Annotated in this window: 13 protein-coding genes and 1 pseudogene; 6 read left to right on the plus strand and 8 right to left on the minus strand. The window is 65.2% G+C overall.

The annotated features are described in order from the left end of the window. Positions 1 to 2 precede the first annotated feature (2 nt). The 3 genes from P3L18_RS13220 to P3L18_RS13230 form a co-directional block, all read right to left on the minus strand. Positions 3 to 905, minus strand: coding sequence for an ABC transporter ATP-binding protein (locus P3L18_RS13220; RefSeq protein WP_006370957.1), 903 nt, complete (start codon positions 903 to 905; stop codon positions 3 to 5). Between the two features lie 609 nt (positions 906 to 1,514). Then, a complete protein-coding gene (locus tag P3L18_RS13225) occupies positions 1,515 to 1,934 on the minus strand; it encodes a hypothetical protein (RefSeq protein WP_079931827.1) in 420 nt (139 codons plus the stop codon). A 97-nt stretch (positions 1,935 to 2,031) separates the two neighbouring features. After that, a complete protein-coding gene (locus tag P3L18_RS13230) occupies positions 2,032 to 3,903 on the minus strand; it encodes an amino acid transporter (RefSeq protein WP_276114311.1) in 1,872 nt (623 codons plus the stop codon). Positions 3,904 to 4,240: 337 nt separating this feature from the next. Between P3L18_RS13230 and P3L18_RS13235 the strand changes: the two genes are divergently transcribed. The 3 genes from P3L18_RS13235 (at position 4,241) to P3L18_RS13245 (ending at position 6,732) form a co-directional block, all read left to right on the plus strand. Further along, positions 4,241 to 4,927, plus strand: a complete 687-nt coding sequence (locus P3L18_RS13235) for an MspA family porin (protein ID WP_276114298.1) — start codon at positions 4,241 to 4,243, stop codon at positions 4,925 to 4,927. Between the two features lie 40 nt (positions 4,928 to 4,967). Continuing rightward, the gene (locus P3L18_RS13240) at positions 4,968 to 5,633 is read left to right on the plus strand and encodes an MspA family porin (protein ID WP_276114299.1); all 666 of its coding nucleotides are present in this window, start codon (positions 4,968 to 4,970) and stop codon (positions 5,631 to 5,633) included. A 136-nt stretch (positions 5,634 to 5,769) separates the two neighbouring features. Continuing rightward, positions 5,770 to 6,732, plus strand: coding sequence for a cation diffusion facilitator family transporter (locus tag P3L18_RS13245; protein WP_094602518.1), 963 nt, complete (start codon positions 5,770 to 5,772; stop codon positions 6,730 to 6,732). A 39-nt stretch (positions 6,733 to 6,771) separates the two neighbouring features. Here P3L18_RS13245 and P3L18_RS13250 read toward each other — a convergent pair whose 3' ends face one another. The 4 genes from P3L18_RS13250 to P3L18_RS13265 form a co-directional block, all read right to left on the minus strand. Beyond that, positions 6,772 to 7,797, minus strand: a complete 1,026-nt coding sequence (locus P3L18_RS13250; protein WP_276114300.1) for a hypothetical protein — start codon at positions 7,795 to 7,797, stop codon at positions 6,772 to 6,774. Between the two features lie 81 nt (positions 7,798 to 7,878). Beyond that, complete coding sequence (locus tag P3L18_RS13255) at positions 7,879 to 8,619, minus strand: pirin family protein (protein ID WP_276114301.1); 741 nt, start codon at positions 8,617 to 8,619, stop codon at positions 7,879 to 7,881. Then, a complete protein-coding gene (locus tag P3L18_RS13260) occupies positions 8,616 to 9,110 on the minus strand; it encodes a MarR family transcriptional regulator (RefSeq protein ID WP_276114302.1) in 495 nt (164 codons plus the stop codon). Before P3L18_RS13260 ends, P3L18_RS13255 begins: the two co-directional genes overlap by 4 nt. Then, positions 9,107 to 10,084: a pirin family protein gene (locus P3L18_RS13265; RefSeq protein ID WP_276114303.1), complete on the minus strand. Its 978-nt coding sequence runs from the start codon at positions 10,082 to 10,084 to the stop codon at positions 9,107 to 9,109. The genes P3L18_RS13260 and P3L18_RS13265 overlap by 4 nt, the downstream gene beginning before the upstream one ends. A 198-nt stretch (positions 10,085 to 10,282) precedes the next feature. Between P3L18_RS13265 and P3L18_RS13270 the strand changes: the two genes are divergently transcribed. The 3 genes from P3L18_RS13270 to P3L18_RS13280 are packed head-to-tail and all read left to right on the plus strand — an operon-like array spanning position 10,283 to position 13,314. Continuing rightward, positions 10,283 to 11,932, plus strand: a complete 1,650-nt coding sequence (locus P3L18_RS13270) for an AMP-binding protein (RefSeq protein ID WP_276114304.1) — start codon at positions 10,283 to 10,285, stop codon at positions 11,930 to 11,932. Between the two features lie 48 nt (positions 11,933 to 11,980). Beyond that, complete coding sequence (locus tag P3L18_RS13275) at positions 11,981 to 12,433, plus strand: MaoC family dehydratase (protein WP_006370967.1); 453 nt, start codon at positions 11,981 to 11,983, stop codon at positions 12,431 to 12,433. Further along, positions 12,430 to 13,314, plus strand: coding sequence for a CoA ester lyase (locus P3L18_RS13280; RefSeq protein WP_276114305.1), 885 nt, complete (start codon positions 12,430 to 12,432; stop codon positions 13,312 to 13,314). The genes P3L18_RS13275 and P3L18_RS13280 overlap by 4 nt, the downstream gene beginning before the upstream one ends. An 85-nt stretch (positions 13,315 to 13,399) precedes the next feature. On the opposite strand, the pseudogene P3L18_RS13285 reads toward P3L18_RS13280, so the two are convergent. After that, a pseudogene (locus tag P3L18_RS13285) lies at positions 13,400 to 13,590 on the minus strand (ABC transporter ATP-binding protein); the annotation flags it as partial.

The following is a 13,590-nucleotide window of genomic DNA, read 5'->3' on the forward strand; positions in this document are numbered from 1 at the left end:
AGTCAGGCAGCGGAGGTGAGGGCGAGGAACGCGTCTTCGAGGTTGTGCGTGGCGATCTCGACCTCGCGGGCGTTCGTGCCCGTCAGCAGGGCGCGGGCAAGTGCATCGGAATCCTTGGCGGACAGGTAGATCCGCCCACCGCGGCGTTCGACGACCTCGAGGTCGTCGATGGCGCGTGCGACGGCGGCGAGTTCGGATTCGTCCACGATCGCCGAGACGACACGTCGGCTGGCCATCGCGCGGATCTCCGAGGTGGAGCCGTCGGCGACGATCCGACCGTGCGCGATCATGATGATGCGATCGGCGAAGTCGTCGGCCTCGTCGAGGTAGTGGGTGGCGAACACGACGGTGCGTCCGTGTCGGGCATCGGATCGCATGGCGGACCAGAAGTTCCGGCGGGATTCCACATCCATGCCCGCGGTCGGTTCGTCGAGGACGATGAGGTCGGGGTCGGGCAGGGTCGCCAGCGCGAACTTGAGCCGCTGCTGTTCACCGCCGGAACAGCGGGACACCTTGCGTCCGGCCAGATGCGCGATGTCGGCACGGGCCATCGCCGACTCGGCGTCGGCGCCGCGGCCGTGCAACGAGGCGATGATGCGGACGGTCTCTTCGACGGTGAAATCGGGCAGCAGACCACCGTTTTGGAGCACCGCGGCGATACGTCCACCGCGCGCCGCAGACCGCGTGCCCTGCCCGTACACCTCGACCGAGCCCGAATCCGGTTGGGTCAGGCCGAGGATCATGTCGATCGTCGTGGTCTTACCCGCGCCGTTGGGCCCGAGGAAGGCGACGACCTCTCCCGGTGCAACGGTCAGATCGAGGCCGTCGACGGCGGTGACCCGACCGCCGTCCCCGCCCCGGAACGTCTTGCGAAGATCTCTCGTGCGGATTGCTGGTGTGTTCATGCATCTCACGATGCCGTCGATGCGCCGCGCGTCCCCAGAGCAGATGTCATCGATCGTCCATGACGTTTGTCATGTGTCGTGTCGCCGCACCCCTTCGACATCCACTTCGTTGTCGTCGGTTGTTGCTACGTGGGGGATTGGTTGCGTCGTTGCCTTGCGGCGTCTCGAGGCTCCTCGCCTGGCGGCTCGTCGCACCTCGACGATCGGGTAAAGCGCCTCGTTTGTCGGGAATCGTCCCCTTCCGATGGTCGAGGACGGTTGTCGTGGTCGGGATCGCCGTCCCTATCCGATGGTCGAGGAGCGCCGAGCGAGCGCAGCGAGCACGTCGCGTCTCGAGACCAACTGCGCGACAAGGCTGGTATGCGCCGGTTACGAATACAGTTTCCACCGGAGCGGGTGGGCGACCCCGAAAATCGGGGTTTTTGGGCCGATTGTGTGGAAGTTATATTCGTAGTCGGCGGTTGTCGCCACACCGGCCGGTCAGGTCCGGCGTTGTCTCGCCGCGTCTCGAGGCTCCTCGCCTGGCGGCTCGTCGCACCTCGACGATCGGGTAAAGCGCCTCGTTTGTCGGGAATCGCCCCCCATCCGACGGTGGGCAGACTAATCCGACTAACGCCAGCACCCCTGCAGTGTCTGGAAGTCGCCGGCGAAGGCCATTCCGGTTCCGGTGCAGGTGGGTCCGTGCACACCGTCGACGGTCACCGAAGCGCCGGGTCCGGCGATGCCGATAGCCAGTCCGGGTCGTACGCCGGTCATGGTGACCGAGGCGTTGGGGCCGATGGCGATCGCCGCGGGCCCGGCGTAGTTGGTGGCGGTAGAACTGGCGTGGCCGCCGTCGGCGGTGATCGCCAGGCTCAGGCCGGTGTTCGACGCACTGGCCGAACAGCTCTCGCTGGAGGCGGTCTGGCCCGGCAGGGCCGGACAGACCATCGGCGCGGCTGCGGCGTGTGGTGCGGCGGCGAAGGCAATCGCGCCGGCTCCCGCGGTGGCGATGGCGAATCCGAGTGCGAGGCGGGCTGGTGAACGCATGGTGTTTCTCCTCGATGTCAGTGATGGGCGGACATCAGGGGTTCGGTGTGCTGCGCGTCACGGATTGCCCGCGATATCCACGCGATGGTGTGGTGCGTCAGCCGACGTGAATCACGGGCCTGCGTGCGACATCGGGCTCGGCCCGGCGCACCACCTCGCGGGTCACCGCCGCCACCTCACCCTGTCCGATGAACAAGAAGCGCAGGATGTTGACGATCGGATTGTCCTCGCTCCATTCGAAATAGACGTTGGGTACGAGGTCGGTCCAGTCGCGGATGGCGAACAGGGTGGACGCGATCGTGTTCGGTACCGCGGCCGAGCTCACCCACAGGATGCGGAATCCGCCCTCGTGATAGCGCCCGTGGATTTCCAGGTCAGTGACGAAGTCCGACGAATCGGTGACATTGACTTCCAGGAACACGATCTGATCGGCGTCGGGGATGTGGCTCTCGGCGCGTTGCTGCAGTTCCTTTTCGCGATATTCGACCAGGGAGCGATCGTCGGGGTCGTGGGTGACGATGTGGATCTCGCCGGCCAGTGCGGCACCGTCGATGATCTGCTGAGCAGTCTCGTCGAACGTGATCTCCCCGCTGCGCAGCTCGAACGAGCGACTGACCCGGGATGCGAACGACAGGATGAGGATCGCGGCGATGAAGAACGCGGCGACCTGCACACCCTCGGGGCGTTCGATGATGTTGGTGACGGTGGTGTAGCAGAACACCAGGGCGAGACCGCCGAAACAGATGGTGGCCACGCGCCGGCGATGTTTGCGTACCGAGAGCATCACCGCGATGGCGGCCGAGGTCATCAACACCAACACGCCGGTTGCGTACGCCGAACCCTGTTTGTCGACCGAGGCGTCGAAGTAGATCGTGACGCCGGCGGCGATGAGGATGAACACGACCACCAGCGGGCGGTTGGCGCGCGCCCAGTCCGGTGCCATGCCGTACCGCGGGAGGTAGCGTGGAACGAGGTTCAGCAGTCCGGCCATCGCCGACGCCCCGGCGAACCACAGGATGAGGATCGTGCTGATGTCGTAGACGGTGCCGAAGGCGTTGCCGAGGTCGGCGTGGGCGAGGAAGGCCAGGGCACGTCCGTTCGCCTGGCCGCCGACGTCGAACGCCTTCTCCGGGATGAGGATCGTGCAGACGAGGCTGCTGGTGATCAGCAGGATGCTCATGGTGACCGCTGCGGTGGTCAGCAGTCGGCGGGTACCGGCGATACGAACGGTCGGGCGATCCGGCGGATCGTCAGGTGAGCCGTCGATCTGGGGCATCACCGCCACACCGGTCTCGAATCCGGACAAACCGAGTGCGAGTTTCGGGAACACCAGGAGCGCAATCGCGATCATCATCCATGGACTGCCGTGTTCGGCGGTCATGGCGTGGCTCCAGTCGACAACGACGTGGGGCGAGGTCGCGATGCGCCACAAACCGTCGGCGATGACCACGACGTTGAGTGCCAGATAGATTGCGACGAGCCCGACGGCGACCGCGATGGCCTCGGTGAAGCCGCGCAAGAAGATTGCGGCGAGGAAGGCGAGGAACACCAGGGTGATGGCGACGTTGTGCCCGGCGAAAATGTCCGGGACGAACGGATTCTCGATGAAGTGCGCGGTGGCGTCGGCCGCCGAGAGTGTCATTGTGATCAAGAAGTCGGTGGCTGCGAATCCGAGCAGGACGAGGACGAACACCTTTCCGCCCCACCACGGTAGGAGCCGTTCGAGCATCGCGATCGACCCGGAGCCGTGCGGTGAACGTGCAGCGATGTATCGATACACCGGCAGCGCGCCGAACAGCGTCAGGGCCACGAGTACGATCGTGGCCAATGGTGCGATGGTGCCGGCGGCCAGCGCTGCGATGCCCGGTTGATACCCCAGCGATGAAAAGTAGTCGACACCGGTGAGGCACATCACCTTCCACCACGAGTGGGTTTTCGTCTCGGTGTTCGTGCGCCGGTACGGCCCCATCAAGCCCGCGGGTTCGGGAGAGATGTCGGACAGGAACCACCGTCGCAGCGTCCCGTGCGGCATCGTCGTCTTCGGCATCGGATCAGCGTAGTACCGACGGCCGTCGGAGTTGTTGTCAATCTGCGTGTTCACTCCGACGGGGCGCTTGGCGGAGATTGTCCATATTGTCAGAATTCGTTGCGCCGCAACGAATTCAAGCATTCTGGGGCTTTGCCTGAGTGGGGTCAGATCGACGTCCCGGAGGCTTGCTGCGTTTACCTCTTGTTCGCCGAGATATCAGTACGCTTCGCCCGACGTTGCCGAAGGCGGCGACCAAAGGACACTCCGAGAGGAATTCATGAGCACGATCGAGTCACCGGTGCGCGCACGCCGGGGGGCCTTGACGGTGATCGCCGCGGGCGCCATCGCGGCCGGTATCACCGCTGCCGCGGCCGCACCCGCCCACGCCGACACTTTCGTCCCGCTGCCGAACGGCAGCGTGTCGGGCCACGATCTCACGCTGACGCGCACCAACGAGTTGGCGCAGGTGTCACCGTCGTTGGCGGCCAATGGTGCCGGACGCAACGTGTGGGTCAGTGCCAACATCACTCTGAAGGCGCCCAAGCTGCAGTCGACGGGATCGTTCCCGGCCAATGGTCCTGCGGGTGAGGCGACGATGCCGGGCACCAACGGCACGTCCAACGACGGCTCGGCGGCCACCCTGTCGGCCGGGTACATCATCGGTTGCCAGGTCAACGTCGGCAGCCTGACCGCCGGTATCACCGGCAGCATCACCTCGGCAGGCGTGCCCGGCGCGTCGGGATCGCTGAGCGTTCCGCTGACCCCGGGTCAGGTGACCTTCGTGCAGATCGACAGCTACGACATCGCCAAGGCCGGCACCTACTACTTCAACTACCAGCGCTTCCAGATGCAGATCCAGAACTGCGCGGGCTATGCGCAGGCGCGGTCGTTCGTCACCGTCGAGACCGGCGGAAACAACCACAACAAGATCAACCTCTATGGCAAGCCGTTCTCGATCGGCTGACCGGCCCCACTCGACACCGACGAACTACACAAGGAACACAATGACAATCCGTTTCACGCGTCTCTCGGTACTTGCCGGTGTGCCCGCCGCCGCGGCGATCGCCGTGCTGGCCACCGCGGGTGCCGCGGCCGCCGACGTCCACGTCTCCCTCCCGTCGCAGACCCAGACGCTGACCACCGGTGACGGCGTCGGGGTCACCCTGACCCGTTCGGGCGAGACCGCCACCATCAGTCCGTCGCTGGGCAGCACCCCATTGCACCGCAACGCCTGGGTGTCGGCGACCTACAACGTCACCACCAGCAAGCCGGTCAGCAAGATCAAGTTCCAGGCCGGCTACATCGTGGGCTGCCAGGTGAACCTCAACGGCTTCACCAACTCGAACACCCCGTCGGGGTCGGTGTCGACCGCGGGCGTCGCCTCGGGCACGGTCAACGAGGGCGGCTCGATCTCAGTCGGCCCCGGCCAGGCCGTCAACTACTACGTCTACGACTACGAGCGCGCCGATCCCTTCGGCAACGACCAGCACAAGTCGTGGGTGCCGATCGTCAAGACCACTCACGGCGAGGTCAGCTACACCAACGAGACCATGCAGGTCAACGGGTGTGCCGGCTATGCGCAGGCGCGGTCGTTCGCGAATGTGTACATCATCGGCGACCACGGGGAGCAGATCGTCAGCTTCTACGGACAGCCGTTCAGTCTCGGGTAACCCTCTCACAGCCGGGACTGGCTGAGGTGACGACGTGCGACGCACCCCTGCAGGGGTCGCGTCGCACGTCCATCTGTGCGTCCGAGAGCGTGTCGTCGGGGCAGTGGCGGGCTGCGCCGCGTGAGACGATCGAGCAATGACTTCCGAGCCGACGACGCACGAGCCGACGACGCCGGCCAACGAGTCGATGGTCACCGTGATCATCGCCTTCGCCATGAACATCCTTGTGGCCGTGGCGAAGACCGTTGCTGCGGTGATCACCGGGTCGGCGTCGATGGTCGCCGAGTCGGCGCACTCGTGGGCCGATGCGGGCAACGAGGTGTTCTTGTTGATTGCCGAGCGGCGTGGTGGCCTGGGGCGTGATCGGGCGCATCCGTTCGGCCACGGGCGCGAAACCTACATCTGGTCGATGTTCGCCGCCTTCGGATTGTTCGCCGTCGGCGCTGCGGTGTCGGTGATGCATGGCATCACCTCGCTCTCACATCCCGAGCCCGACGCCGACTATGTGGTCGGCTACCTCGTGTTGGCCATCTCGGCGGTCCTCGAGGCAACCTCGTTCCTCCAGTCGATCCGACAGGCGCGTGCCGGTGGGCGACGAATCTCGATGCACCCGTTGCGTTTTGTCAGCCGCACCTCCAACACGACGCTCCGCGCGGTGTTTGCCGAAGATGCTGCGGCACTGGTGGGCCTGGCGATCGCGGCCACCGGGATGGCGCTGCACGAGATCACCGGGTCGGCGGTGTACGACGCCGTCGGTTCGATTCTGGTGGGCTTGTTGCTGGGAGTCATTGCGATCTTCCTGATCAAGCGCAACGGCGAGTTTCTGTTGGGCCAGCGAGCATTACCCGCCACCCGGCAGGCGATCCTGCACCGGCTGCTCGCCCACCCCGACATCGACCGCGTGACCTACCTGCACGTCGAATACGTTGGTCCCGCACAGTATTACCTCGTCGCCGCCATCGACATCCGCGGCGATCTGCGAGAGCACGACGTCGCGGTTCTGTTGCGCCGCATCGAGGCCGAGATCGAGGAGCAGGACGCGATCGTGGAGGCGGTACTCACGCTGTCCACCGCCGACGAGCCGTCGTTGACAGAGTGAGGACGGCTGGGGTGCGGGGCGGCTGGGCCATGGACGCGGCTATCGGACGCGCGGCCGACACCGCCACGCGATCGCCACCGCGGCGAACAGGTAGATGACGTCGCTGATCCACGCCAACGCGTCCGCCGATCCTGAGGTTGCGGTGGAGACGAATGCGTTCCAGCTGTAGGTGAACAGCAACGCGCTCGCCACGGCGAAGCGGTGGTGTGACGACCAACCCACCCATCGTGACGCGCTACCGATGAGAGTCAGCACCGCGACGATCGCGATGAGCATCAGCGAGGTGGCCAGTGCTGCGCCGTCGGCGCGGCGTCCCAGTTCGAACACGGCACCACCGATCAGCGTCAGCACGAACAGCAGCCACGGTGCGGGCGACCGTCGGGACGATCGCTCATCTCGCTCGCCGTGACCACGCCGCCGCGACACCGCAGACGGGCCGAGGAGTGCAGCAGCCACGAGGACTGCAGCAATGATCAGACACGTTCCCACCTGTGCCGGCGAGGCCAGAAAGTGACCGTAGGCAGGGTAATTGGTGGCGAACACGATGACCGCGCCGGCGACGGTGGCCACGGCCGTGCAGACCACACCACGGCGTCGCAGCCATGGCTGATCGGCGCGCGCCCCCTGCGACGACTCGATCAGTGCGATCGGCGTCGCGATACTCCAACCGATGTGCAGTGTGAGCACGAATGCCGTCCAGGGGACTCCGATTCCCAACGCGGGTATGTAGCCGCTGGCCAACAGATGCAGATGCGCGTAGTCGGGATTGAACAGACTCATGGTGAGCACGCCTTCTTCGACGACGGCGAAGGCTGCGGCCAGCAACAGGATCGACGGCCAGCCGAGGTGTCGGCGACGCACGATCTCGCGAATACCCAACGCGCAACCGCCGTACCACAGCGACAGCGGCACGATGAGCGGCAGCAGCACGATCGGGAAGTCGCCCAGGAAGAACTCGGCGATCAGTGGGGACAGGAAGAACAGGCCGATCGCAGGACTGTGAAGGATGCGACGAAAACCGGCGTGTGCGTGCAGTTCCGGGCTGCGCAGTGGTGTCGAGGTCATGCTCTCAGCATGTTCGACGGCGCTGCGCGCCACCCATGACAGCCGTCACGGATTCACCCCCCACAGGTGTCATGGGGGCGATCAGAACCCGGCGTGCATCTCCCAGTAAAGGATCTCGGCGTCGTCGGCCGCGGTGACCGAAACATCGCCCGCATCGGTCAGGCGTGCGGCATCACCGTCGGTGAGACGAGTGCCGTCGAATGCGACCGATCCACGCACGACGTACAGGTGACCGAATCGGGCGGCCGGCAGCACCACCGACGTGCCCGCGGTCATTCGCGCAGCATGCAGTGCGGCAAACGGATTCGGCAAAGACAGTGCGCCGCTGTGACGATCGCGGTCGAGTCCCGACACAATCGGCACGAGTTCGCCGGTCGACAGTGCGGAGGTGACGTCGGTTTCGGCGTATTCCGGTTCGTGACCGGCATATTCGGTGGCTACCCACATCTGCACGACGCGCAGTCGGGTGCGCTCGGTGCGGGTGGCGGCATTGCGTTCGGAGTGGGTGATGCCGGTCCCCGCGGTCATCCGCTGCACGACGCCGGGCGTGAGGATTCCGGAGTTGCCGCGCGAATCCCGATGGTGCAGAGCGCCGTCGACGACCCAGGTGATGATCTCGACGTCGGTGTGCTCGTGGGTGTCGAAGCCCTCGGCGGCGTCCACGGTGTCGTCGTTGTTGACCAGCAGGACGCCGTGCGCGTTGCCGACGAGGTCGAAATTGCCGGTCGCGGGAAAGGATTGGAGCGAGGTGAGCCATTCGTTGTCCCACCGGTGGCGGTCGTCGGAACGGATCACCTGAATCGTGTGCTCGGTGGTGGTCATCGAGGGGTCTCGCCTTCCAAGTCGTCGAGATGGGTGGCCAGCGTGCGCATCAGATCGCCCAGTACCGCACCGTCCTGCGCGGTCAGTGCCGCGGAGTAGAGGCGCCGCACGGCCGTGCTGTGATCACGAGCCGCGGCGGTAAACGCCGCACGCCCGTCGTCGGTGAGCACCGCATAACTTCCACGCCGATCCTCGGGGACCGCCGCACGTGACAGCCAACCCCGCCGCACCATCACATCGATCTGATACGAGAGCCGCGAAGTCGAGAAGACCATCCGGTGCGACAGCTCACGCATCCGGGCTCGACCATCGGGGCATTCGTGCAGGATCAACAGAATGTGATAGTCCGACAACGACATTCCGCAGTGTCGGCGCAGGTCGTCGTCGAGCAGGGTCTGCAGGCGAGCGCTGGTCTCGATGAACGGACGCCACGCGTCGGTTACGGGATCAGCACTCGTCTGCCTACCTGGGGTGCCGGGGGCTCGGCTCATCGGGTACCGGTGTGCGGCATCAGCGCATTCGGCGGAACGACGCCGAGACGTCCGGCCTGGAAATCCTCCATGGCCTCGATCAACTGTTCGCGGGTGTTCATCACGAACGGACCATACTGGGCGACGGGCTCGCGGATCGGTTGACCGCCGAGAAACAGCACCTCCAGCGCCGGCCGATTGCTGTCCTGCCCGGCGTCGGCACTGACGGTGATGCGGTCGCCGGCGCCGAAGACCGCGAGTTGTCCCTGCTCGATGGGCCGGGCGTCGGGGCCGACGGTTCCCCGACCGGACAACACGTAGGCCAGTGCGTTGAAGTCGGTGCGCCACGGCACCGACACCGACGCGCCCGGTTCGATCGTGGTGTGTGCGACGGTGATCGGGGTGTGTGTGGACCCCGGACCGGCATGTCCGTCGATCTCGCCGGCGATGATGCGCACCAGCGCACCGCCGTCGGGGGAGGTGACCAGAGCGACGTTGCCGCCCTCGAGATTCTGGTAGCGCGGCGTGAGGAACTTGTCCTTGGCGGGCAGGTTCACCCATAGCTGGATGCCGTGGAACAGACCGCCCGATTCCACCAGCTCGGCGCGCGGGGTCTCGATGTGCAAGATGCCCGACCCGGCGGTCATCCACTGGGTGGCGCCGTTCTCGATGAGCCCACCGCCACCGGTCGAATCCTGGTGCTGGAAGCGGCCGTCGATCATGTAGGTGACAGTCTCGAATCCGCGGTGCGGGTGCCAGTCGGTGCCCTTCGGTTCACCCGGCTGGTAGTCGACCTCGCCCATCTCCTGATCCATGTGGATGAACGGATCGAGTGCTGATGTGAGCACGCCGGCGAAGGCGCGCACGACGGGGAAACCCTCACCTTCGTAGCCGCGCGGGCCTCGGGTGATGCTCCGGATAGGGCGCTTGGTGGCTTCGATCGGCGCCGGCGTCAGCCGGGGCAGGGTGGCGGTGTCGGCGCTGACGGCGGGCATGGGGTCCTCCTCGGATCGAGATTGCTCAAATCTGAGCAACTGAAGGACTCAACCCGGGTTGATGGACGTCTATTCCTTCGCGAGCTGCCTCACGAGTCGTCGGCCGGGGAAGGGGGCATTGAGTTATGGTCTAACCATTAGTAAAGTCGTCGTAGTCGGTGCGCTGCCGACTCTTTCCACGACTCTCGAGGAGTGCTCATGGACATCGACGTCCACAGCCTGCGTCAGCGCCGGGCCGACCAGCGATGGAATCGCATGGTGGTGGGGGACATGTTCGAGCGGGTCACCTGGAGTTCACCCGACAAGATCGCCCTCACCGGTTGGGTGGGCGCCTATTCGGACGAGCACTTTGCGAGACTGAGCTATCGGCAGGTTGACGTAGCGGCGAACCAGGTGGCCCACGCGCTGATCCACGAAGGCCTGGTCGAGACCGATCGGGTGCTGCTCTACTGCGAGAATTCGATCGAGGCGATCGTCACGCTCTTCGGGATCGCCAAGGCCGGTCTGGTTGCCGTGCCGGTCAACCCCAATCTCGCCGACGATGTGCTGGCATGGGCGGTCGACCATGTGGAAGCGCGGTTTGCCGTCGTCGACGGGGCCTTCGCGGAGCGGGCTGCGCCCATTCTCGACCGGGCCGGCTGCCGACTCGGTGTCACCATTCCGCTCGGCGGTCCGGTGGCGGCCGGAAGCCGCGGCTTTCACGAATGGATAGCCGACGCGCCGAATGCTGAGGTCGACGGCCCCCGACACGCAGATGACGTCTGGAGCATCCTGTTCACCTCGGGAACCACATCGATGCCCAAAGCCGTCATGGCCACCCACACCTACTCGTACATGGCAGGATTCGCCTATGCGATGTCGCTGTCGCGTGGGCTGGAATACGACCGCGATCTGGTGATCTGCACCTTCCTCCCGATTCTCTACCACTGTGGTCACAACGCGTCGGTGCTGCCAGCGGTGCTCTCCGGTGGTTCGCTGGTGGTCGGGCGCGTCCCCGATGCGGCAGCGCTTGCCGATGCGGTGACCGCCACGAAAGTCACCGCAGTGTGGGCGGGTTCGCCCGCTTGGGCGCATAACCTCGCACTCGAGGGCATCGCGCGACCCGACGTCGACCTGAGTTCCATCACCGTCCTGATGTTCTCATGGGGCGCGATGAATCCGACGATCGCCGACGACATCACCAATGGTGTTGGCCCGCAGGCAAAGATGCTCGAGGTATTCGGCCAGACCGAAGCGATGTCGTGCTACCGGTTCTGGCCGTCGCAGTACCCGGACAAATTCGAGCAGGTGCTCGGCGGTACCAACTACGTCGGCGTGCCCAATCCGATCCTTGCCGGCGACATCATCGACGCCGATGGCGCCAGTCTCCAAGGCCATCCGGGAATCGCCGGGGAAGCCGTCTACCGCAGTCCGTGTGTCACCGCCGGCTATTACAAGGACGAAGTGGCAACACGGGAGGCCCTCCGCGGCGGGTGGTTTCACTCCGGCGACAGTTGTCGATACGACGCCGACGGCCTTCAGGTGATGGTCGACAGATTCAAGGACATCGTGAAATCGGGTGGTGAAAACGTGTCGAGCGTGCGGGTGGAGGCGGTGGTCGCCGGGCACCCGGACGTCGAGCGTGTCGCCGTGATCGGTGTCCCGGATCCCAAGTGGGGTGAGCGGGTCGTTGCCGTGGTCACGCCGCGAGCGGGTCACAGCCTCGACACCGATGCGGTGATCGTCTACGCGCGCGAACGACTCGCCGGGTTCGAGGCTCCTAAGGAGGTCGTCGTGGTTGATGCTCTGCCGCAGACCGTCGGGGGAAAGATCATGAAATACCGACTGCGGCAGGAACTCTCTGCGTAGAGTCGCCGAACCCGCACACGAGAACAGAAACCACGATGAAGGAGTGATATGGCTGGCGTATGGTTCGACGAGCTGTCGGTGGGGCAAAGGTTCGAGCATCCGATTCGACGCACGGTGACCGAGACCGACAACGTCTTGTTCACCGCGATGACCCACAATCCTGCGCTACTTCATCTCGACGAGGAGTACATGAAGGGAACGGCATTCGGTCAACGAGTGGTGAACAGCGCCTTCACGCTTGGACTGATGGTGGGCATCTCGGTGGGGGATACCACGCTCGGCACGGCGGTGGCCAACCTCGGTTGGGATGAGGTGCGCTTCCCGAAGCCACTGTTCCATGGTGACACCATTCATGTGGTCACCGAGGTGATCGAACTCCGCGATTCCAAGTCGCGCCCGGACCAGGGCATCGTCACGTTCCTGCACCAGGCCTTCAACCAGCACGATGAGCTCGTTGCCTCCTGCAAGCGCTCCGGACTGCAGCTCAGGAAACCACAATGAGCCGGCCGATCCGCTCGTTCCTGTTCGTTCCAGGCGATAGTGAGAAGAAGCTGGGCAAGGTCGCAGGCTCGACGGCCGATGCGGTCATCCTCGATCTCGAGGACTCGGTCAGCGAGGGACGCAAGGCGCTTGCGCGAGACATGGTGTCAGAGTTCATCGTTGGGCAGTTACACGACGAGGCTGGTCCGCAGCTGTGGGTGCGGATCAACCCGCTGGACGGCGAGCATGCGCTGGCCGACCTGGCGACGATCGTCCCAGCGGCGCCGTCGGGGATCATGATTCCGAAGATCGCGGGTCCCGAGGACGTTCTTCGGGTCGACCACTACCTCGAGGCGCTCGAGACTTCGCACGGCCTCGAGACCGGCTCGATCCGGCTGCTGCCGGTCGCCACCGAAACCCCGATCGCACCCTTCCGGCTCGGTGATTTCGCGGCCGCAGCGATATCTCGCCTCTACGGGTTGACCTGGGGAGCAGAAGATCTCAGTGCCGCTCTGGGTGCATCAACGAATCTCGGTCTCGATGGCAATTGGGCCACGACCTACCAGATCGTGCGGTCGCTGACGCTGATGGGAGCCCACGCAGCGGCGATCGAAGCGGTCGAAACACTGTACGTCGACATCCGCGATGATGCCGGGCTGGCCGAGTCGTCGAGGCGTGCGAGAGCAGAAGGCTTCAGCGGGCGGATCGCGATCCATCCCGCTCAGGTGGGCACGATCAACGCCGCATTCACGCCGTCGGAGGCAGAAATCGAGCACGCACACCGCGTGGTCGCGGCGTTTGCTGAGGATGTGGGAACCGTTGCACTGGATGGAAAGATGCTCGACATGCCGCATCTCGTCCAGGCACGCAAAGTCCTCGCACTCGCCGAGTCAGTCGCCTGACCCGACGCCGGGGTCCGAACGAGCCGTGACGTGGAACCGGCGAGATCCGGTTCGCGCCGACCCCCTCGAATCGGCGCGAACCTGGTCATGTCAGGGCGTTGAGGACTTGGGTCGGGGTGTCGTCGGGAAAGCATGCGGCGTGTTGCCGATTGGCGGCCAGCGCCTGGTCTTCGTGGTCCATGGATTCGCGGATCGCGCGCTGGGCGTTTTCCGGCAGCGAGGGCAGCAGTTCCAGGACGCGTTCGCGGTGGCGGGCGACAGCCTTGCGTTCGGGCA

It is taken from the genome of Gordonia sp. N1V (assembly GCF_029269935.1).
Classification (GTDB): Bacteria; Actinomycetota; Actinomycetes; order Mycobacteriales; family Mycobacteriaceae; genus Gordonia; species Gordonia polyisoprenivorans.